The organism is Propioniciclava soli (assembly GCF_038502305.1).
Classification (GTDB): Bacteria; Actinomycetota; Actinomycetes; order Propionibacteriales; family Propionibacteriaceae; genus Propioniciclava; species Propioniciclava soli.
In genome coordinates, this window is sequence record NZ_CP115965.1 from 3765852 (window position 1) to 3786524 (window position 20673).

Sequence of the window (20673 nt, forward strand, 5' to 3'; positions counted from 1 at the left end):
CCACCTGGTGATGTCGCCCAGCGAACCCTGCCAACGCCGGCTGGGCGAGGCTGCGACGGCCTTGTCGGCCGTCGACAAGCTCGTCGAGCCCACCCGCCTACCGATGCGGCCATCAACCAGCTGCACGGCGTTCACCTCACTCGTCCATGCAGGTCCCGCCTGACACCCCAGCCGCGCTCGGCACCCAATCGCAAATCGAAGGGGTCGCAATCCCGCCTCGAAGTCCCTCCCCGATAGGAGGCGCCGTACGGTTCCACGGCGCGGTCGAGAGAACGGCGTCCCTCCAGCGCTGGCTCGAACACCGGCTGGACACAGCGCCCGGCGCTGCCACATCGTCCGACCGGGCCCTTCTCAAGATCGCATCAAGACCCGCGCGAGAGCCCGGCCCCGCCGACCGCCGGCGCGCCGGCCGCGGCCATACTGGCTGACATGAACAGCGAAGGTGCACTGCCGACCAAGGTGCTGGTCGTCGATGACGAACGCGCACTCGCCGCCGTCATCGCGTCCTACCTCACCCGGGCAGGCCACCACGTCACTCAGGCCCACACCGGTCCCGACGCCGTCGCCCAGGCGAGGGCCGAGGACCCCGATGTGATCGTGCTCGACCTCGGGCTGCCCGGGCTCGACGGCATCGAGGTGTGCCGCCAGATCCGCACCTTCTCGGACTGCTACATCCTGATCCTGACCGCCCGCGGGGACGAGGTCGACCGGCTCATCGGATTGTCCGTGGGCGCCGACGACTACCTCACCAAGCCCTTCAGCAACCGGGAACTCGTCGCCCGCGTCCAGACCGTGCTGCGGCGCCCCCGCCGCCCACCCGCCGCCGCCCCCGCGGTGGAGGATCAGCGTGTGTTCGGCGACCTGCGCATCGACGCCGCCGGCCACGAAGTGTGGATCGGCGACCACCCCGTCGCCCTCACCCGCACCGAGTTCGACATCCTCGACGTCCTGTCCGCCCAACCCCGCTTGGCGCTCAGCCGCCGCCAACTGATCGACGCCGTGTGGGACACCGCGTGGGTCGGCGACGAACACGTCGTGGACGTCCACGTCGCCAACCTCCGCAAGAAAGTCGACGACGACCCGACCGAACCGCGCTACATCACCACCATCCGCGGCGTCGGCTACCGGATGGGACGAGGGTGACCCGCCCGTTCCACGCTGTGGGCGCCTGGCGGCTCGGCACCAAGCTGTTCGTCGCCCAAGCCATCGTCCTGTTCGCCATCGTGGCCAGCGCCGGCCTGACCGCCGCGATCATCGGGCCACCGCTGTTCCACGCCCACCTCCTGGACACGGGCCACCCGCCCGACTCTCCCGAGATCGTCCACATCGAACGCGCCTTCGCCGACGCCAGCATGATCTCCCTCACCGTCGGGCTGCTGGTCGCGCTCGCCGCCTCCCTCGGGATCTCGTGGTACCTGACCCGCCGCATCGGCCATCCCGTCGAGCTCCTGACCCAGGCGGCCGGCCGGCTCAGCCGTGGCGACTACGACGCCCGGGTCACCGTCACGGGCGGCGGCCCCGAGTTGAGCACCCTGGGCGACACGTTCAACACCATGGCCGACCGCCTCGGCGACGTCGAGAACACCCGCCGGCGCCTCCTGTCCGACCTGGCCCACGAAATGCGTACCCCCATCGCCACCCTCAACGCCCACCTCGAAGGGATCGCCGACGGTGTCCTCACCTGGGACGACAACACCCAAGCCGTCGTCGAGCAACAAGCCCAACGCCTCACTCGGCTCGCCCGCGACCTCGACGAGGTGTCCCGAGCCGAAGAAGGACGCATCGAACTCCAGACCAGCGTGCAACCGCTCACCGATCTGGTCGAGCCGGCGATCCGTCAGGCCAGGCACGCCTACGACACCAAAGGCGTCACCCTCACCGTCCGAGTCGACGACGTGCCGGTCCGAGCCGACCCCCAGCGCGTCGCCCAGATCCTCGGCAACCTGCTCACCAACGCCCTCCGACACACCCCCCAGGGGAGACGAGTCGACGTGACGTCAACCTCGACCCCGGACGCCGTGACCATCAGCGTCGCCGACACAGGCCAAGGCATGACCGCCGAACAACTCGCGCACATCTTCGAGCGCTTCTACCGCGGCGACGCCGCCAGGGAGGCCGACAAGGGCGGATCCGGCATCGGGCTCACCATCGCCAAAGCACTCGCCGAAGCCCACGGGGGCAGCCTCACCGCCACCAGCGACGGGGAGGGCACCGGCGCCACCCTGCGACTCACCCTCCCCAGGGAAACGCACCAATCGGGCTCTTCAACCTTGAGGTGGGGGTGAGCGCGACACGCCCGAGCGCGGGGTGATGGTGGTTGGGGGTCGAGGCCTTCAGGATCGGAAGCGTCTCTTCAACCTGACCGGAAGGCCTCGACGTGTCCGAGCCTACGGGGTGCTGCTGCGCTGCCACGACCCCTTCGTACTGTGACCATTGCGACCTGCTGGTCGGCCTGGACGGCTTGCACGTTGTCGACGTCGACAAGGTCCACGACGTGCTGGTGGTGACGATGGAGTCGGCGTCCACGGTGGTGGGTTGCCCGTCGTGTGGGGTAGTCGCTGAGAGTCGCGGCCGACGCACGACCACGCTGGTGGACATCCCGTGTTTCGCCCGGCCGACCCGGCTGCGGTGGCGCAAACGCACGTGGCGGTGCCTGGAGCCGGCGTGCCCGACCAGGGTGTTCACCGAGCAGGACGAGCAGATAGCCCGCCCGCGCGGGCTGTTGACCACCCGGGCGTGCCGGTGGGTGATCGAGCAGGTCCGCCGCGAGCACGCCTCCATCCACGGACTCGCGCGGCAGCTGGGGGTGGCGTGGAAGACGGTATGGGGCTCGATCCAACCCATCCTGGCGACGCTGGCCGACGACGAGGCCCGGTTCGCCGGCGTGACCACCCTCGGGGTGGACGAACACCTGTGGCACCACGTGAGTCCCCGCAAGCGCGGCCCGAAGGAGCTCACCGGCATGGTCGACCTGACCCGTGACAAGGACGGACGCGTCCGAGCCCGGCTGCTCGACCTCGTACCCGGCCGCTCCGGGACCGTGTACAAGACATGGCTCGACCAACGCGGCACGGCGTTCAAGGCTGGGGTCGAGGTCGCCACCCTGGACCCGTTCCACGGCTACAAGAACGCCATCGACGACAAACTCGCCGACGCCACCGCTGTCCTGGATGCTTTCCATGTGGTCGCCCTGGCCGGCCGGGCGGTCGATGAGGTTCGCCGCCGCGTGCAGCAGGAGATCCACGGTCACCGTGGCCGTTCCGGCGACCCCTTGTACGGGATCCGGAACATCCTGCGCTGCGCGGCCGAGCGGCTCACCGAGAAGCAACAGGCCCGCCTGGCCGCTGCCATCGCCGCCGACGAGCGCCACGACGCCGTCCACATCGCCTGGCAGTGCGCCCAACGTGTTCGCGCCGCGTACGCCCACCCCGACCCCGCTCGAGGCCGCCAACTCGCTGAACAGGTCGTCGCCAGCTTCCCCACGTGTCCCATCCCCGAGATCGCCAAGCTGGGCCGCACCCTCAAGCAGTGGAGGGACGCCTTCCTGGCCTACTTCGACACCGGCCGCGCCAGCAACGGCGGCACCGAGAGCATCAACGGGCTCATCGAACTCCACCGCCGCATCGCCCGCGGCTTCCGCAACCGAGACAACTACCGGCTACGCATGCTCCTCATCGGCGGCGGACTCACCCCGCCACCCCCACCGGAAGTGTGAAGAGCCACCAATCGGGGCGGTGAGGGCAAGACCGTGACACCCGCTCCTCCGCTGTGGACGCTGACCGGACAGCCGCTCATTGCGCCGGCGTCACGCCCTCGTCCGGGTGGCCTGCGAGCTGACGCCAAGCCGTCCGCGTCGTCCAGGAGACAGTAGGCAGAACGTCCGCTTCCATATGACACCCGGCACGACTCCGGGCCGAGGTCCACAGGTCGGTCATCAGGTATTTCCGTCAGCAGTCAGCCTGATCAAGCGGCGCATGCGGCTCGCATGAGGACCACGGCGACGGCGACGGCGCCGTTGACGGCGGACGCGACCACCGAATGCCAGCCCGACGCCCACGTTCTCCAACTGGAGCGGGTTGAGGAAAGCACCACCGAGGTCCACAGGATGAACGCCACAGCGACCAATATCATGATGTGTCGACAACGCTCGAATATGAGGCCGATCCGACGCTCGAAAACGAGGCCACCGGTTCGTCGAGTCCTAGTCTGCCGCGTCTTGGGTTCTGATGCTGGGCAGGGTGTCGATCCCGCGGTTGCGTAGCCGGTAGCTGGCGCCCTTCAGGGTGAGGACGTCGGCGTGGTGGACGACCCTGTCGATCATCGCGGCGGCGACGGCCTGGTCGCCGAATACGCCGCCCCAGCCGCTGAAGGGCAAGTTGGAGGTGAGGATGAGTGAGGCGTGTTCGTAGCGGCTGGACACGAGCTGGAAGAACAGGTTCGCGGCGTCTTGCTCGAAGGGCAGGTAGCCGACCTCGTCGACGATGATCAGCCCGTAGCGCCGCAGCCGGGTGAGTTCCTGGGGTAGTCGTCCGGCGCGGTGGGCGTCGGTGAGTCGGGTGACCCACTCGGTCGCGGTCGCGAACAGCACCCGGTGGCCGTGATTCGCGGCCGCGATGCCAAGGCCGGTGGCCAGGATGCTTCTATGTCTGTCAAGCGGTGATGGGCAGGCTCCTTGCGACGGCGGCGGCGTGGGTGTTCATGAGTCGGTAGACCTCTCGGGCGATGGCTCGTTTCAGGCAGCGTTTGATGTCGCGGGCACTCTTGCCCTCTTGGGTGCGCCGGGCGGCGTAGGCCTTGGTGGGTTCATGGATCCGGAGTCGGCTGAGGGCGACGGTGTGAAGGGCGCGGTTGAGTTGGCGGTCGCTGAATCGGTTCAGTCGGTGGCGGGTCACTTGTCCACTGCTGGCGGGAATCGGGGCCGCGCCGGCGAGGGACGCGAAGGCGGACTGGGAGCGGATCCTGCCGATGTGGGACCACGAGATCAGGAACTGGGAAGCGGTGATGGTGCCGATCCCGGGCTGGTCCAACAGGACTGGGCAGATGGCGACCACCAGCCGCTCGAGTTCGGTCTCATACTCGGCTGCCTCGGCTTCCAGGGCGAGCGCCCTGCGCGCGGTGCCGCGGATGGCTTGGATGGTGGCGCGGTGTTCGATCGAGTGGGTCGGCAGGGTCCGCAAGCGGGCGCAGCGTTGGAGTTGCTCGTCGGTGGTGCCTCGTCGTAGCTGGTCACGCAGGGCTTGGGGTGCGTTCACGATGAGTGCCTTGAGCTGGCCGATGGCCTTGGTACGGCCCACGACGGCACCTTGGCGAGCGGCCATCAGTACCCGCAATGCCTCGCGATCGCCGCGAGCGCGGGGCTGCGCCAGGTGTTGCCTGCTGAGCGCCTCACGGGCCGCACGAACCGCGTCCAGGTCGTCGGACTTTGCACCGTCGCGTCGCGCCGGTCGGGCGGGGCGGTCGATCTCGACGACCCATTCGCCCGCTTCCAGCAGCGACGTGGTCAGGCCGGCGCCGTAACTGCCGGTTCCTTCGATGGCCCACACGCGGCTGCCGTCAGCATGTTGGTCGGCGAACGCCTTCAGGCGTCGGTATCCGAATGCATCGGTGGCAACGGACAGCTGGTCGACGACCCCGCCAGTGGCCGCGTTCACGATCGCGGCCGTATGGGTGTCGCGATGGGTGTCGACGCCGATGACGAACTCGACGGCGCCTGCCAACATAGGTTTCATGGTGCTTCCCTTCCAAGAGGAGTGCCCAACGGGTCGGCACCGGCCTGGGTGAGGTCACCGCGCGGCAGGACTGTGATGAGGCACGACCCTGACGGGTCGGCCAAGCTTCTGATCAGGCCAACGATGGTGGGCCAGGTCGGTGCCGGCGATCACGACGACAGATCCATAGCCAGGACACCACCCAAGGGCGAGTCAATGAGTCGTTTCGGGTCAGTCGCGATCACCAGCACCGACACTGGCATCCCGGCGCCGGGAAGGCCCGTAGGCCCCACTGCAAGTCTCACAGTGGGTCTTCCCGGTGCCCGGCGGGCCGAGCAGCACGACGTTGCGGGCTTCGGTGAGGAACCCGCCGGATGCCAGCGCGGCGACCTGCTGGCGGACGGCAGGTTGGGCGTCGAAGTCGAACTCCTCGATTGTCTTGCGTGCGGCGAACCCGGCGGCGCGGATCCGCAGTTGGGCGCCGGATGCGTTGCGGGCGGCGACCTCGCGGTCGAGGATCGCGGCGAGGTACTCCTCGTGTGTCCAGCCGGCATCCCTGGCGTGGTCGGCCAATCTCGCGGCGGCTTCGGTGATCCGGGGGGCCTTCAACGCTGATGCCAGGTAGGTGACCTGCTTGAGCGCCTCGGTCGCATCGGTCTTCGTCTTGCCCGCCATCAGGCCACCTCCTCGCCGTCGACAGGGCCGTCGATGAGGCCGAAGGCGCGGTCGTAGTCGGCCAGGTCCCGCACCAGCTCCGTGTGCGGATCTGGTGCCGGCCGGGGTCGCTGGAACTGCTCGCGCAGGACCTTCGCGGCCGCAACGTGGGCGGGGTCGGTGATCGTCATGCCGCGGGCCCAGACCCGGTCATGGGCAGCGACCAGGCGTCCCTCGTGGCGGACCTCGACGCGGGTCAGGTCGGCGGTGACATCGACGAACCGGCCGATCACGCCGGGGTCGACGGAGTAGTCGTTGCTGTCGATGCGAACGTAGTAGTCGCGTCCCAGCCGGACCCGGTTGACCCAGCCCACCGCCGGTGGCACCGGCGGCAGCGGCAGCATCGCCGCCCGATCGGCGTCGAGCAACTCGATCGGCCGTGCCTTGATCGTGCGCACGATCCGGGCGTTGGCGATGGTGAGCCACTCGCCGAACTGGGCGTCGAAGTCAGCCGGGGACTCGAACTCGCGGCCCGGCATGAAGGACGTCTCGAAGTAGCCGTTCCTGCGTTCCACCACACCCTTCGATTCAGGGTCGTTCGGCTTGAGTCGCTGCAACGTCGTGGCCAGCGTCCCGGTGAACGCACCCACGCCTTCGGCATGCCACTTCCCGCGGCCGATGCCTGACTCGTTGTCCCAGATCAGCCGCCGTGCAACCCGTCCGAGCAGCTGCAGCAGCATCCACATCCCCAGCAGCAGATCGGCCGTGGTCCGGGTCGGGATCATCCGCCCAACCATGAACCCGGAGTGCGCAGCGGTGATCACCAGAACCGGCAGCAGCGTCCTGGTGCCGTCCTCGAGCGGGATCTTCTTCGGCGGGAACCACAGGTCGCACTGCGCCGCATCACCAGGCAGCCAGATCAACCGGTCCGATGGGTCGACCGGCCGGTGATCAGGCCGCAGCCCTCGGACGTTGTCGCGGAACCAGCTGATCGATCCGGTCCAGCCGACCCGCTCGGCGATCACCGTCGCCGGCATGTCCGGCGTCGTGACCAGCAACTGCCGCACCGCCGGCTCGAACGGCGTGAACGATGTCGACACCGCCGGCCGCTCGTACTTCGGCGGCCCGTCCGAGGCCACCGCCCGCGCCACCGTCGACCGCCCAATGCCCAAGTCCCGCGCCACCTGCCGCTGCGGAACACCGTCCGCGACCAGCCGCCGGATCAAAGCCCAATCCTCCATAGAGATCACCCATCCAATCTGTCTGGGTGGCCTCGTTTTCGACCGTCGCTATGGCCTCATTTTCAAGCGTCGTCGACAATGATGCCTTCGATCACGGCGGAGGTGCTCGGCCCCGTCGCCGAGAGGCCGGTCCAACGCACAAATCGCCGACGCGCGCTCCGGTCAGTGGCAAGACCCACGCCAACTATCTGTCGGCGTTCCTCAGCTCCCTCCATGCCGCCACCGATCGCACCTCACAGAGCTGGTCAACTGGCGGCCTCCAAGCCCTCCACTCGCGCCCCCACCAGCAGATCGGCCTCGCTGACCACGCGTTCGGGTTGCGGCCCGTGCACGGAATCGCCCTCCACGATCACCACGCGGGCTGGTGCACGGGACGTCGCCGAGCATCGCGCGTCGCCTCGGCCGCCTGCACCGGGAGCCCGTTCCCCTACTCCAACTCCTTGATGTAGGCCTTCATCTCCTCGATTTCCTTGCGCTGCGCCTCAATGATCGAGTCCGCCAACTCACGGACCCGCGGATCCTCGAGGTGGGCGCGCTCGCTGGTGAGGATCGCGATCGAGTGGTGCGGGATCATCGCCCGCATCCACGCGACGTCGCCGACGGTGGCCTGGGTGCGGACCAGGGCAAGGCCCGCACCGAACACCACGACAGCTCCCACCACGATCACCGCGTTCACCATCCGGTTGCGGTACATCCCCAGCATGAAGGTCAACATGACGACAGTCATGGTCGCCGCGGACATCATCGTCATGAAGAACCGCGTCCAACTCCAGAAGACGTGGTCGATCGAGTAAGTGTTCAGGTACATGACGATGTACATCACCACTGAAGAGGTCAAGATCATCAGACCGAAACGCACGTAAGTACCCAGGCCGGGGTCACTGGCCTTCCCCGAACGATCGTGTGAAGTGTGGCCTGTCCCCTGATGCGACGCCCGCTCTGAGGATCGATCGTCTTCGCTACTCATGGCTTCTCCTTCGGATCACTAGGGTCTGTCAGATAAACGGTGTGTGAGGCCCGGCGGTTTCTAGTGAGTGGCTCTCTCGAACCTGCCTGCGAAGGTGATCGCGAAGGCGTTCAGGGCGGGCTTCCACCTGACGACCCAGCGTGCCTTTCCGTGGCCGGTGGGGTCAAGCGATCGGGTGGTCAGGTACACCGTGTTGGACGTCCGAGCATCAGGCAACCTGCCCTCATCCCCTTGGGCGCCCATCGGGTGTGCTCGACTCTGCCGACGGGCGTGTGGTTACTCAACTGCCCAGAGTGGGATGTTCGCAGGTGCCCATGAGTGCACCGCGGCGAGCTGACGACTGGTTGGGCTCGAAGCTAGAGAGACCCTCGCCCGCCTCATTTTTCATCTCGTGCGCGGCGCGCTAGCGTCGCTGGCAGAATATCCCGTCACGAGGCCCCCAGCAGGTGGCAAGGAAGGCGGCACACTATGGCTCGCGTCGAAGTGGCGTGCCGGGACTGCAAGAAGTGCACGAACTCGGCGGTGAGCAACCTAGGCCGCAACGCCGGGCGGGCCACAGCCGCTGCTATGACACTCGGCATGTCTGAGGTCGGGTTCTTGGTGACGAAGAAGTGTAGGCAGTGCGGTCACCCCCTCAGCCTCCATTCGGGTCGCACTCACCTCACCCAATCGAACCGTGAATGGGCGGAAACGCCGAGCCCACCGACGGGCTCGCCGGCTCCTCGCGCGCCCATCGCAGCCACGCTTCCAAGTGAGCACGGTCTGGCGGATGCTGCGGCAGGCCTCACCGACCAGGACTTGTCCCCCCACCGGGACGGACTCAACGGCTTGCAGTACCTACTTGTCGATGACGAGCAGGCAGTGCTCCTCTCTACCGGCTCTTTCATCCCGGCCGGGAAGTTCATGCCCGTCAACGCACTGGTAGTTCTCACCGACAAGCGCGTCATCGTGTACCGGAGTAGGGGTGAGGTCGGGCCGCTTGCGTGGTGTGACGCCCGCGATCCGGGTCTGAGGCTGGAACTGAAGGAGGGGTTCTTGGTCGACTCGCTGCGCGCTGCCATGCCAGACGGGCAGGAGTTCCAATTCTCGACCATCTCACGCAACGCGCGCCAACTCAATGCAGCACTGGGGAATGTGCGACACGAGTTAAGCCGGCCAGTGGAGCGTGCACCGGAGATTCGCCAATCGATCGATGACGCCCCGGCGGCCGCAGGAAGCGATGTAGATCCGCTGTCACGGCTCCAGCGGCTGGGGGAACTCCACCAGGCGGGCATCCTTACCGACGAAGAGTTCGCGGCTCAGAAGGCCAAGCTTCTCGGGCAGCTCTAGAACGTTCATGGGCTGCTTGCATCGCAGCCCGCAGCAGCGTCCCGCCACGCTCGCAGGCCAGCTCGGGCACGCCCGATGGGAAAGTGCCGCCGCCCGGATAGTCCCGCACCAGCATCCCGTCGGGGACGTCCGTCCAGCCTGCCTCGACGTTGACGATCCGCTCGCCCTCGACCAGCAGGATGGCCCCACGGGCAAGACGGGTTCCATCTGTCGGAGGCAAGCCGGGCACGGATGGCGTACATGGCACCAAATGCCACCGTCGGCCCGTCCCAGCAAGAAGGGGAGTCACGCTCGTGCACGGCGACCGGCGGACCTTCGAACCACGCAACTGCCGCGCTATGCGAGGGGCGATGTCTTCCGGGTGAGATGGCGCACCCGATTGGCGCGCAGGCGTGGCTGGCTGGGGATCCTGTCGGCGGTGGCCGCATAGGATTCGGAGAGGCTACGACGAGGCAGGCGGGTTGGTATGACGCTGTTGATTCGCGATGGGCAGGGTGCTTGGCGTGAGCCGGTGGGGCATGGGTACGACAATGAGGCGGCGTTGCAGGCGATCCTGACCGAGCACCCGTCGTTGGTGCCCGGGGTGGCCGGTGAGGCGATTGCCTGCCGGGAGTTCGAGAGCAGCGTTGGGCCCGCCGATGTCGTCATTCTCGATGCCGAGGGTGCCATCACCGTCGTTGAGTGCAAGCTGCGAGCCAACGCGGAGGTCCGGCGGACTATCGTCGGTCAGGTTCTCGACTACGCCTCCAGGTTGTGGCAGATGGATGTCGAGCAGTTCGAGCAGCGTTGGATCCGCGCCGATGCGGGTCGAAGCCCGTTCGACCGCCTCCATGACGATGACAGCGAACTGCGCTCCCGAGTGGCTGCGAATCTGGCCGCGGCTCGGTTCAACTTGGTGCTTGCTGTGGACGCCTTGAACGATGACCTGCGCCGGGTTGTGGAGTACCTGAACGCGATCACGAAGCCGACGACCGGGGTCATGCTGGTGGAGTTCACTAGGCACCACGAAGAGTCCTTGGAGATCTTGATCCCGCGGAGCTTCGGCGCGGAACTAGTCGACGCCAAGGTCGACGCGGAGGCGAGGATGCGCCCCCGCTGGACGGTCGCGCAGTACACGGAGTGGTGCAGTGAGCACCACCAGGCATCCCTTCCGGCTGTCGAGGCCGTCTTGGACGGCTTCAGTGAGCAGGGCTTTGAGATTGTGGGGGGCCGAGCCGAGACGCCCTCCCTCAATGCCGCCTTCCCCCGGGACACCGGTGAGCGCGTCTGGATCCTGAACCTGTACACCGACAGAGCGAGGGGCCCACTCGTCGAGGTCAGGTTCAACGCGTTTGGCGACACCGAAGAGGCGGCCCATTTCGCATCCGCAGTCTGCGCCGTACCCGGAGTCACCATCACCGCGAAGCAACTGGAAGAACTCCACTTCCGGCGCCGGCCCAACATGCCGCTCGCTGGCTTCACCCCCGAGTCGGCCCGGCTGCTGGTCCGGACCATTTCCTCCGCGCTGGCCTCACACGACGCCTGAACAGCATCAAAGCCCTACGTCAACGCGCACATCTGCCGCAGTGCGCCAGGCGATGTTTGCCGATGATCCGGGTTCTCGTTGCGGCCAGCTTGTTGCGAGGTGGACGGCGTTCAGGATGCGCGAATGATTGGCTGGGTGGGCCGTCTGCACGCCTACGCGCCCGGATCGGCGGCCAGGCGCCCGAAGTGGCGGGGCTCGTAAGATGCTCCTATGCCCACGATCGTCCACGAGTTCCCCTGGCCGGATCGACTCGTGGTCGGGACCGTCGGGCGACCATGCGCCCGTGAGTTCTACCTGCAGGCCCGCACCAAAGCCCGGATCTGACGGTCGCTCTCGAGAAGGAGCAGTCCGCGCTCCTCGCCCAAAAGATCGACGAGGTGCTCGACCAGCTGAAGTCCACCGAGGGCAATCCTTTCAGGGTTCCCGACTCAACACCCGTCGAGCTCGTCGACAACGACCCGCTCCAGCAGCCGCTCGACACGCAGTTCCGCACGGGCGCCCTGGGCCTCGGCTGGGATCCGACGACCGCGGAGATCGTCATGGAGTCCTACGCCATGGCCGAGCTCAACGACGTCGCCCGCGAGGAGCCCCGCTCCGAACCCATCGACGTAGAGGCGCCCGAGGCGCTGTTGGTGCGCATCCCGGTCGGCACAGCCCGCGCGTTCGCGAAGCGCACCCTCGAGGTGGTTAGCGCGGGGCGGGCCAGCTGCCCGCTGTGCGGCTACCCCATGGACCCGGCGGGGCACGTCTGCCCGCAACTCGGCGCACTCTGACAACGGAGGCATACCGGAGCACGACGTTGGCACCGCTCCGGTGCCACCCCGAACGGCGTTGTGCTGGCCCTATGAGTGGTTAACACGCGGGCGCGTCGCTCAACGCAGACTTGGGGACGTCACCGACCAAGCACCGGCGTCAGGAGGGCGACGAGGGCTCATGCCTGGGCGAGGCGCCGTGCGATCCCGGATACGTTGTAGGGACTTCGCCGTCGGCCCCGGGTACGAACGTCGGTTGCGTCGCCGTAGCGAAGCACGTGGGACATCTACGTCCTCACGTGGTCTTCAGCCACTCAGCAGCGGCGACGCGTGTCACGAGCCGAGATAATCGACACCCCGCTACATCGCAGCGGCGGACCCTCCACCGTCCTCGATCTCCTCGCCGCCATCGCGCTTCTTCTGGCGATACGCCCGATCCCACAGGAACACAAGCGGGGCGACGATCACCGCGACAACGACAAGCAAGACCCACGAAGGCCCGGCATTGGTCTCGAGGAGAGGCAGGGCGAAGGAAAGAAGTCCCGTCATTTCCTCAGCGTAGCCACTGCCAGAGGAGGCTCAATCGCGTCGGAGATTGTCCACGGCACCGCCCGGCGAGCATCGGTCAACAGTCAGCGTAAGACCGCACACGAATGCTCCACGCACCGACCGGACATCCGACTTTGCCGCTCTGGGTGACAGCACAGCGCCATCCCGGAGCTCATCATGGGAAGGGAAGGGCTGCTGCAGATGCCGGGGGCTCGGGAGGCCAGCGAGTGCCGGATCTGGGGTGCATTGACAAGCCATTCGGGAGGCCTGCGCCCGCCTTGGCGGGTGGATGCCGACGGGATCACGCCGGTTGCCTGGAATCCGCTCGTCTCCTAGGGGCCGCTTGGCCGGTTCCAGGCTTGGGTGGCCGCCGCAGTGATGCGGGGGAGGACTGATTCGTGGACGGGCTGTGGTTGTGCGAGAAGCCACTCCACGAGGTGGTCACCGGCGACGAACGTGCAGGAGGCGCCTCCGGTCCGGGCTTCGAACTCGGCCCAGACCACAACGACAGGCTGGACCCATTGCTTGATGCGGGTGTTGGCACGAATGCGTTCTGCGGTTTGACGGCTCTTCACAGATGAGGGTGTAGTCGGCACTGGCGCGTCGGTCCGGAGGGAGGTGTCGAGGTCTTCCGAAGATGGAGGTTCCTACACGCAGCCATCCGAAAGACCTCGACGTGCCCGACGCTACCTTCACGCGCCCCGACCTGACCACCTTCACCCGCCTGGACGACCTCGGCCTGGAGGTGACCGGGCAACTCCTCAAGGCTGACCGTGCGGTGCTCGCCTGCCGGGTCGTCGAGCCCGACGACTGGTGCCGCAGGTGCGGCTGCCAAGGCGTCCCGCGCGACACGGTGACCAGGGAGCTGGCGCACGAGCCGTTCGGGTGGCGACCCACGACCTTGCTGGTCACCGTGCGCCGGTATCGGTGCACCGAATGCGCGCACGTGTGGCGCCAGGACACCACCGCCGCGGCCGAGCCACGGGCCAAGATCTCCCGCGCCGGGCTGCGCTGGGGCCTGGTCGGGATAGTGATTCAGCATCTGTCCATGGCCCGCGTCGCCGAAGGACTCGCGGTGTCGTGGAACACGGCCAACGACTCGGTCCTGGCCGAAGGCAGGCGCCTGCTGATCGACAACCCGGCGCGCCTGGACGGCGTCCGCGTGGTCGGGGTCGACGAGCATGCCTGGCGGCACACGAGGAAGGGCGACAAGTACGTCACGGTCGTCATCGACCTCACCCCGGTGCGTGACGGCACCGGCCCCTCTCGTCTGCTGGCGATGCTCGATGGCCGCTCGAAGAGGGCGTTCAAGGACTGGCTCGCCGAGCAGGACCAGGCCTGGCGCGACGGGATCGAGGTCGTCGCGATGGACGGCTTCGCCGGGTTCAAGACCGCCACCACCGAGGAACTGCCGCAGGCCGTCTCGGTGATGGACCCCTTCCACGTGGTCCGCCTCGCCGGCGACGCCCTCAACGAGTGCCGCCGCCGAGTCCAGCAAGAGCTGCACGGACACCGCGGACGCAAGGGCGACCCGCTCTACACCGCGCGGCGGACCCTGCACACCGGTGCCGACCTGCTCACCGACCGCCAGCACGAGCGCCTTGACAAGCTCTTCGCCGGCGACCGCCACATTCAGGTCGAGTGCACCTGGGGGATCTACCAGCGCATGATCTCCGCCTACCGTCACCCCGACCGGAGGGCCGGCCGCGTCGAGATGAGCTCCGTGATCGACGCCCTCGCCGACGGTGTGCCCAAGGCGTTGGTAGAACTGCGCAAGCTCGGTCGCACCCTGGCCAGACGCGTCTGTGACGTCCTGGCCTACTTCGACCGGCCGCGCACCAGCAACGGGCCCACCGAAGCCGTGAACGGTCGACTCGAGCACCTGCGTGGCCTGGCCCTCGGCTTCCGCAACCTCACCAACTACATCGCCCGAGCGCTCCTCGAGGCCGGCGGATTCAGACCACAACTACACCCTGCATTGTGAAGAGCCGGTTTGACCTGCCAAGGCTTTCACGGCTTTGGAGTCATCCCAGACCCAAGGCTTCTGTCGCCCCCAGCGACCGATGATCGCTCGATCTCCCTCAAGGGTGACGGGTCCTCCCCAGAACTTGGAGTCGAGCACGAAGACGCCGGCTGGGCCGCATACCAAGTGATCGATGTTGCCGTGGTCGGTGTCGATGTCATGCTCGACCGTCCATCCTGGGGGGAGGGAGTCGAGCTGCTTCTGGGTCTTCTTCTCGCCCTCGGCGCCCAGCATCCAGTTATCGACCCAATCGGGGGTGAACTCACGCATCGCGAGAAAGGTTGCCAACGCCATGCCGGTGAACATGCCGGCCACGTAGGGGAAGGGGAAGACGTGGAGGTAGATCACGTTCATAACCGCGGCGCCGACGAAGAGAATGAGGAAGGCGACCACGAAGAGTCGGCGCTTACGCTTTAGCCACTCCTTGCGTAGTTCCTCGTAACGGCGCATGGCGCTTGTGCCCGCTTTGACCCGTTTCGGCTTCACAACGATTCCTCCGGCCTTCCGAGTACTCAACCCCAACATTGTCGCGTCATGCCGACCACATTCTGCCGCGCTTCGAGCCGGTCCGCAGGCAACCGAGTCGCTAAGACTGACCGCGAACCGCCGTTCTCGGCCTCCTTGCAGCGCACGGCGACGGCCGACTGCCGACCTTTGTCATGAGGTCAAGAGGCGCTGCCCGGCGCGAGCCGAACGCTCGCACATGCCCGGATGGTTCGTTGTGCGCTGACCCCCGACGGGTCGGCCCGTCGGGCAGGATGACCAAGTGCGCGTCGGGACGTGGAATCTGGAAGGCCGCTGGAGCCAGGACCACCTCGCGCTGCTGGCTGCCCAAGAATGCGACGTGTGGCTCCTCACCGAGGTGCGCGACGACACATCCTTACCGGGCTTCGAGTCGCACCTCACCACCGCCAAAATGAGCGAACGAAAGCACTGGGCCGCAGTCTTCTCCCGCAGCCAGATCCAGCCGTTGCCTGACCCGCACCCAGCCAGTGCCGCCGCCGTCGGCATGGGATTGGTGTCGTGCAGCAGCATCCTGCCGTGGCGCACCTGCGGGACCGTCCCCTGGGGAGAGGGCACCACCACCGAGAAGACCTCCCGGGCACTGGAGCAACTGATGGCTGCACTCCCCGTCGGCGGCTTGGTGTGGGGCGGCGACTGGAATCACGCCATGGAGGGCAGCGAGTACGCCGGCAGTCTCGGCGGCAGAGCCGCAATCAAGAACGTGCTCGCTGACCGCCACTTGCAGCTGGCCACGAATGGTCTGCCACATTGCATTCCCGGCTTGTTCACCATCGACCACCTCGCCGTCCCGAAGTCCGCGCAGATCGTCGACGTCACTCGGATCGTTGCCGAGGACCTGCGCGGCGATCGGCTGTCTGACCACGACGCCTACGCGGCCGAGATCGCCCTCACCTGAACGCGCGCAATCGCCGCACAGGGTTTTGGAAATTCATGAGGCTGGCCGTCGGCGCTGGCGTCCTGCGGGGTTGCCAGAACGTGCTCACAAACGGCGATGAGAACGGTCACCGCAGGGACGCTCGGCAGGCATCCTTGAGGTCAGCTATGGCAGCCCTCAAGGGCTGGCTCAGATGCTCCGGGGCGTCCTCGCTGGGGTCGCCGCTGCTCCCAACTTCAGCCCACCATTGCAGCGCCTCCCAAGCGGTGACAAATGCCTGCCAGGCTTGCTCGACCTCCTCGTCCGCCAGCAGGCGCATCTGAACAGTGATCTCATCTCGTGCAGCAAGAGTCAGTGGACCGCCGGGCGGGTCGGGCGATATTTTAATGGATCGTTCCCCGTCGGAGGCCCACATGGTGTCAAGTTGACGTTCTTGGTCAACGGCGTGAGACAGGGCGCTTGCATATACCTTGAGTCGCTCGTGGCGAAGCCTGTCCTGGTCGGCGTGCTCATGGTTCTCGGTTGCGAGATGCTCGGCGTGCTTTCGACCTTGGGCTGCGGTGCGCAGCGTGGCCGCTATTCCTGCAAGCGCCACGACGACCGTCCCTACCGTAGGAATCCATTCACAAGCCATGTGGACAAGATGCCACAAGGGCGACCCACATTACTGCTGAGCCAGGTCAGCGACGTCTCATGGTGCGTTAGGTCCGGCTGAACGTCCGCAACTGCCGCTGCGCGGTGGATCGTGAGTCAGGCCATCCCGCTGGTTCCGCTTGCTTCTCGTCAAATGGGAAGGTCCTCACATTGGTCAGCGTGTGTTTTGTCGAGCTAGTCGCCTTGCCAGTCTGGGGGTGCCGAGTTCGGGTGCCTGCCCCACTGATCTGGATCCTGCGAGGGTCCGCTGGTCGGGGTGGCTTGACCCGAGTAGTACCAAACGTCGACGAAGCCGAGTTCATTGAGGGTGAGGCCCCTTGCGAGCCACCATCCGGACACAGTTTGACGCTGTGCCCAGAAGCTGGAGCGGTCGGCGCTCGTGTGGGTGGTCACCCCATGAGGCGCCCTGAGGCCGCGCTTCTCCATCGCTTCGTTGGTCATCAACTCCTCAGAAGCCCGTGCATCGAAGTGCCTCGTTCGTCGAGCCCAACTTGCTTGGTGAGAGCAGACCTCGTAGAGCGCGTTCCTCGTGACTCTGAACTCGCGGTCGTCAAGTCGCCGGCCACGTTCATTGAGTTCTTGACTCCCCGCGTGTGGTGACCCGCGTGATGCGTCGACCTTGAGTGATCGTTCGTGACCGCGTGGCATCGCCCACTGCACAACCAGGTCGAGCAGTGACCAGTACTTGGAGCTGTTCGCGAAGGTGTCGAACGCGACCTCCTGTCCGTGTGCGATGCCGTGCCGTAGCCACGATCCCTCTGCTTGCGCTTTCGTCACACCCTCGCTGTACAGGTCTTGAAGGCGATCGAGTGACGCCTGGATCGAGGCCAAGTCGCTGGGATCGACAACGTCCGCCTTGCGGTCAGTGCGTTTGGAGAAGAAGAGCCGTCCTTGGGCGCCTTCGGGCGATGCAGTTACCTGAGCAGTGATGCCCTCGAGCTGGGAGAGGACAATCAGGATGCTCGCGGCGTACTCGCCAGCGAGATGGTGGCGGGCTGCCTGGTTGAGGAGGCGCTGGCGTTGTTCGAACGTGCGCCGCCCGTCCGGAGTGCCATCCTGGAGGATCCCTACCCGTGCAATAATGCGCGCGATCCATTGGTCGTCGAACCATGCCGCAACTACTGCGTCAGCCCCGTTGGCGTCATTGGCGTCGAGGAGTGCACCGGCTTCTCGGATCACGTCAAGCCCTACGTTTGCGATGCCCCATCCGCGTTCTGTGAGGGGCTGCCAATACCTCTCAGCAAGAGCGATGTTTGCCTCGTACTCGGCAGCAACACGCCGCAACTCATCGAACGGGGCGCCTGCCGGGAGGTGTCGAGCAGCTTCGATATCTCGCTGCATCCTCCCGTCAGGATCGAGAGCCCTCAACACCTGCACTCGGATCGACGCGGTTATCGGGCTCTTCACACTTCCGGTGGGGGTGGCGGGGTGAGTCCGCCGCCGATGAGGAGCATGCGTAGCCGGTAGTTGTCTCGGTTGCGGAAGCCGCGGGCGATGCGGCGGTGGAGTTCGATGAGCCCGTTGATGCTCTCGGTGCCGCCGTTGCTGGCGCGGCCGGTGTCGAAGTAGGCCAGGAAGGCGTCCCTCCACTGCTTGAGGGTGCGGCCCAGCTTGGCGATCTCGGGGATGGGACACGTGGGGAAGCTGGCGACGACCTGTTCAGCGAGTTGGCGGCCTCGAGCGGGGTCGGGGTGGGCGTACGCGGCGCGAACACGTTGGGCGCACTGCCAGGCGATGTGGACGGCGTCGTGGCGCTCGTCGGCGGCGATGGCAGCGGCCAGGCGGGCCTGTTGCTTCTCGGTGAGCCGCTCGGCCGCGCAGCGCAGGATGTTCCGGATCCCGTACAAGGGGTCGCCGGAACGGCCACGGTGACCGTGGATCTCCTGCTGCACGCGGCGGCGAACCTCATCGACCGCCCGGCCGGCCAGGGCGACCACATGGAAAGCATCCAGGACAGCGGTGGCGTCGGCGAGTTTGTCGTCGATGGCGTTCTTGTAGCCGTGGAACGGGTCCAGGGTGGCGACCTCGACCCCAGCCTTGAACGCCGTGCCGCGTTGGTCGAGCCATGTCTTGTACACGGTCCCGGAGCGGCCGGGTACGAGGTCGAGCAGCCGGGCTCGGACGCGTCCGTCCTTGTCACGGGTCAGGTCGACCATGCCGGTGAGCTCCTTCGGGCCGCGCTTGCGGGGACTCACGTGGTGCCACAGGTGTTCGTCCACCCCGAGGGTGGTCACGCCGGCGAACCGGGCCTCGTCGTCGGCCAGCGTCGCCAGGATGGGTTGGATCGAGCCCCATACCGTCTTCCACGCCACCCCCAGCTGCCGCGCGAGTCCGTGGATGGAGGCGTGCTCGCGGCGGACCTGCTCGATCACCCACCGGCACGCCCGGGTGGTCAACAGCCCGCGCGGGCGGGCTATCTGCTCGTCCTGCTCGGTGAACACCCTGGTCGGGCACGCCGGCTCCAGGCACCGCCACGTGCGTTTGCGCCACCGCAGCCGGGTCGGCCGGGCGAAACACGGGATGTCCACCAGCGTGGTCGTGCGTCGGCCGCGACTCTCAGCGACTACCCCACACGACGGGCAACCCACCACCGTGGACGCCGACTCCATCGTCACCACCAGCACGTCGTGGACCTTGTCGACGTCGACAACGTGCAAGCCGTCCAGGCCGACCAGCAGGTCGCAATGGTCACAGTACGAAGGGGTCGTGGCAGCGCAGCAGCACCCCGTAGGCTCGGACACGTCGAGGCCTTCCGGTCAGGTTGAAGAGACGCTTCCGATCCTGAAGGCCTCGACCCCCAACCACCATCACCCCGCGCTCGGGCGTGTCGCGCTCACCCCCACCTCAAGGTTGAAGAGCCGGTTATCGGCGCGATGGTCATGAGACGAGGATCGCAGGTGGCGCTGACAGCCGCAGGACCGCTGTGATGGCGTCGGAAACCGCCCTGATCCGCTGGGCGCTGGTGATGCCTCTGCAGACCAAGCACGGGCTAGATCGGTTCGACGGTCAACTGCCGGCCGACAAGGTGTGGCCGCTGGCCGCCCGACGCCGTCCACTGGTGGATTTTCCGCCGCCACGAGAGCCAACCAGCTTGGCCACGTCCGCCTGCCCCGCTGGGGGCCCCATGGGCCCGGATACCGTGGCGGTCATGGATCCGAACGCCTTGGCCGCCATCGTTGCCGCAGCAGCAGCCATCCTCTCAGTGCTCGTGTCGATCGTATTCGGCGCCCTGAATGCCCGCTCCGCCAACCGGTCCGCCGTTGCCGCCGAGGAAGCGCAACGGCTCGCTGGCCGCCAGTTGGAGGCTGGGGTGTCAGCGACCGAGCAGGCGCTGCAGCCCTACTTGTGGGCCGACCTCCGACCGAGGGCCGATGGAAGCCTCCTTGTCCTCCACATCGGCAACAGCGGACCGACAGTGGCGACGCGCGTGCGGGTCCTTTTTGAGCCGCCCCTCGCGGACTTGGCGGAGGAAGAGCGGCGCGACCGCATGACGGCGACAGGCGCGGCACTTGCCTCCGGGCTAACCTCCTTGGCGCCAGGCCGCACGCTGGAGTGGACCCTGGGCCGCGCCGGTGTTCTCGTACCCGCTGACAAGCCTGCGCCGGCGGTGCGAGTGACGATCGACGCTGATGGCCCGTACGGTCTCCTACCGACGCTCGTGTACGTGATCGACCTGGAGCAGGTGAAGTATTCAAGCGGTCGGGGGGAGGGGTTGGGGCTGATCGAGCGGGCGATCAATTCGGTTGCCCAAGAGGCGAAGCAACTGCACCAGACCGTCCGCTCCCTTGGCGACTCCGGGTAGACCGGCAAACAACGACCGCTGCGTGTTGCATGCGTGCCGAGGAACTGCTCTCCCAAGCGATACTGATCCG

General features: G+C 66.9%; 18 protein-coding genes and 1 pseudogene. 9 read left to right on the plus strand and 10 right to left on the minus strand.

Features of this window, described 5'->3' with window-relative positions:
• Positions 1-429: 429 nt before the first annotated feature.
• The 3 genes from PCC79_RS17045 (at position 430) to PCC79_RS17055 (ending at position 3715) form a co-directional block, all read left to right on the plus strand.
• Positions 430-1143: a response regulator transcription factor gene (locus PCC79_RS17045; RefSeq protein WP_342372582.1), complete on the plus strand. Its 714-nt coding sequence runs from the start codon at positions 430-432 to the stop codon at positions 1141-1143.
• Positions 1140-2285, plus strand: a complete 1146-nt coding sequence (locus PCC79_RS17050; RefSeq protein ID WP_342372583.1) for a HAMP domain-containing sensor histidine kinase — start codon at positions 1140-1142, stop codon at positions 2283-2285. The genes PCC79_RS17045 and PCC79_RS17050 overlap by 4 nt, the downstream gene beginning before the upstream one ends.
• A gap of 176 nt (positions 2286-2461) precedes the next feature.
• On the plus strand, positions 2462-3715 hold the full coding sequence (locus PCC79_RS17055; protein ID WP_342372161.1) for an ISL3 family transposase: 1254 nt from the start codon (positions 2462-2464) through the stop codon (positions 3713-3715).
• Positions 3716-4201: 486 nt separating this feature from the next.
• Here PCC79_RS17055 and PCC79_RS17060 read toward each other — a convergent pair whose 3' ends face one another.
• The 5 genes from PCC79_RS17060 to PCC79_RS17080 form a co-directional block, all read right to left on the minus strand.
• Positions 4202-4636 (minus strand): ATP-binding protein, encoded by a 435-nt coding sequence (locus tag PCC79_RS17060; protein WP_342373642.1) that lies wholly within the window; start codon positions 4634-4636, stop codon positions 4202-4204.
• 13 nt (positions 4637-4649) lie between these two features.
• Complete coding sequence (locus tag PCC79_RS17065; RefSeq protein WP_342372584.1) at positions 4650-5720, minus strand: IS110 family transposase; 1071 nt, start codon at positions 5718-5720, stop codon at positions 4650-4652.
• A 219-nt stretch (positions 5721-5939) separates the two neighbouring features.
• Entirely contained in the window at positions 5940-6383 is a 444-nt protein-coding gene (locus PCC79_RS17070; protein WP_342372585.1) for an ATP-binding protein, read from the minus strand.
• Complete coding sequence (gene istA / locus PCC79_RS17075; RefSeq protein ID WP_342372586.1) at positions 6383-7612, minus strand: IS21 family transposase; 1230 nt, start codon at positions 7610-7612, stop codon at positions 6383-6385. Before istA ends, PCC79_RS17070 begins: the two co-directional genes overlap by 1 nt.
• Positions 7613-8030: 418 nt before the next feature.
• The gene (locus tag PCC79_RS17080; RefSeq protein WP_342372587.1) at positions 8031-8447 is read right to left on the minus strand and encodes a DUF305 domain-containing protein; all 417 of its coding nucleotides are present in this window, start codon (positions 8445-8447) and stop codon (positions 8031-8033) included.
• A gap of 702 nt (positions 8448-9149) precedes the next feature.
• Between PCC79_RS17080 and PCC79_RS17085 the strand changes: the two genes are divergently transcribed.
• The 3 genes and pseudogenes from PCC79_RS17085 (at position 9150) to PCC79_RS17095 (ending at position 12197) form a co-directional block, all read left to right on the plus strand.
• On the plus strand, positions 9150-9899 hold the full coding sequence (locus tag PCC79_RS17085; protein WP_342372588.1) for an SHOCT domain-containing protein: 750 nt from the start codon (positions 9150-9152) through the stop codon (positions 9897-9899).
• A gap of 466 nt (positions 9900-10365) precedes the next feature.
• Positions 10366-11424, plus strand: a complete 1059-nt coding sequence (locus PCC79_RS17090; RefSeq protein WP_342372589.1) for a hypothetical protein — start codon at positions 10366-10368, stop codon at positions 11422-11424.
• Between the two features lie 210 nt (positions 11425-11634).
• Positions 11635-12197 (plus strand): annotated as a pseudogene (locus tag PCC79_RS17095) (DUF3090 family protein).
• A gap of 339 nt (positions 12198-12536) precedes the next feature.
• On the opposite strand, the gene PCC79_RS17100 reads toward PCC79_RS17095, so the two are convergent.
• Positions 12537-12725 carry a hypothetical protein gene (locus PCC79_RS17100; protein WP_342372590.1) on the minus strand — a complete coding sequence of 63 codons (189 nt, stop codon included), beginning with the start codon at positions 12723-12725 and terminating at the stop codon, positions 12537-12539.
• Between the two features lie 676 nt (positions 12726-13401).
• Here PCC79_RS17100 and PCC79_RS17105 point away from each other — a divergent pair.
• Positions 13402-14709, plus strand: a complete 1308-nt coding sequence (locus tag PCC79_RS17105) for an ISL3 family transposase (protein ID WP_342371844.1) — start codon at positions 13402-13404, stop codon at positions 14707-14709.
• Here the strand turns inward: PCC79_RS17105 and PCC79_RS17110 are convergent.
• On the minus strand, positions 14692-15234 hold the full coding sequence (locus tag PCC79_RS17110; protein ID WP_342372591.1) for a nuclease-related domain-containing protein: 543 nt from the start codon (positions 15232-15234) through the stop codon (positions 14692-14694). The genes PCC79_RS17105 and PCC79_RS17110 overlap by 18 nt on opposite strands.
• A gap of 280 nt (positions 15235-15514) precedes the next feature.
• On the opposite strand from PCC79_RS17110, the gene PCC79_RS17115 reads away from it, so the two are divergent.
• On the plus strand, positions 15515-16168 hold the full coding sequence (locus tag PCC79_RS17115) for an endonuclease/exonuclease/phosphatase family protein (RefSeq protein WP_342372592.1): 654 nt from the start codon (positions 15515-15517) through the stop codon (positions 16166-16168).
• 106 nt (positions 16169-16274) lie between these two features.
• Here the strand turns inward: PCC79_RS17115 and PCC79_RS17120 are convergent, their stop codons facing one another.
• From PCC79_RS17120 to PCC79_RS17130, 3 genes are all read right to left on the minus strand, one after another.
• The gene (locus PCC79_RS17120; RefSeq protein ID WP_342372593.1) at positions 16275-16742 is read right to left on the minus strand and encodes a hypothetical protein; all 468 of its coding nucleotides are present in this window, start codon (positions 16740-16742) and stop codon (positions 16275-16277) included.
• A 233-nt stretch (positions 16743-16975) separates the two neighbouring features.
• Positions 16976-18208 carry a hypothetical protein gene (locus PCC79_RS17125; protein ID WP_342372594.1) on the minus strand — a complete coding sequence of 411 codons (1233 nt, stop codon included), beginning with the start codon at positions 18206-18208 and terminating at the stop codon, positions 16976-16978.
• Positions 18205-19458, minus strand: a complete 1254-nt coding sequence (locus tag PCC79_RS17130; RefSeq protein WP_342372161.1) for an ISL3 family transposase — start codon at positions 19456-19458, stop codon at positions 18205-18207. Before PCC79_RS17130 ends, PCC79_RS17125 begins: the two co-directional genes overlap by 4 nt.
• A 491-nt stretch (positions 19459-19949) precedes the next feature.
• On the opposite strand from PCC79_RS17130, the gene PCC79_RS17135 reads away from it, so the two are divergent.
• On the plus strand, positions 19950-20603 hold the full coding sequence (locus tag PCC79_RS17135; RefSeq protein WP_342372595.1) for a hypothetical protein: 654 nt from the start codon (positions 19950-19952) through the stop codon (positions 20601-20603).
• Positions 20604-20673: the final 70 nt, after the last annotated feature.

Excerpts from the sequence above, each read along its gene's own strand:
- PCC79_RS17045 (WP_342372582.1), top strand. The coding sequence starts at position 430 with ATGAACAGCGAAGGTGCACTGCCGACCAAGGTGCTGGTCGTCGATGAC.
- PCC79_RS17065 (WP_342372584.1), bottom strand. The coding sequence starts at position 5,720 with ATGTTGGCAGGCGCCGTCGAGTTCGTCATCGGCGTCGACACCCATCGC.
- PCC79_RS17070 (WP_342372585.1), bottom strand. The coding sequence starts at position 6,383 with ATGGCGGGCAAGACGAAGACCGATGCGACCGAGGCGCTCAAGCAGGTC.
- PCC79_RS17080 (WP_342372587.1), bottom strand. The coding sequence starts at position 8,447 with ATGATCTTGACCTCTTCAGTGGTGATGTACATCGTCATGTACCTGAAC.
- PCC79_RS17085 (WP_342372588.1), top strand. The coding sequence starts at position 9,150 with ATGTCTGAGGTCGGGTTCTTGGTGACGAAGAAGTGTAGGCAGTGCGGT.
- PCC79_RS17090 (WP_342372589.1), top strand. The coding sequence starts at position 10,366 with ATGACGCTGTTGATTCGCGATGGGCAGGGTGCTTGGCGTGAGCCGGTG.
- PCC79_RS17100 (WP_342372590.1), bottom strand. The coding sequence starts at position 12,725 with ATGACGGGACTTCTTTCCTTCGCCCTGCCTCTCCTCGAGACCAATGCC.
- PCC79_RS17135 (WP_342372595.1), top strand. The coding sequence starts at position 19,950 with ATGGATCCGAACGCCTTGGCCGCCATCGTTGCCGCAGCAGCAGCCATC.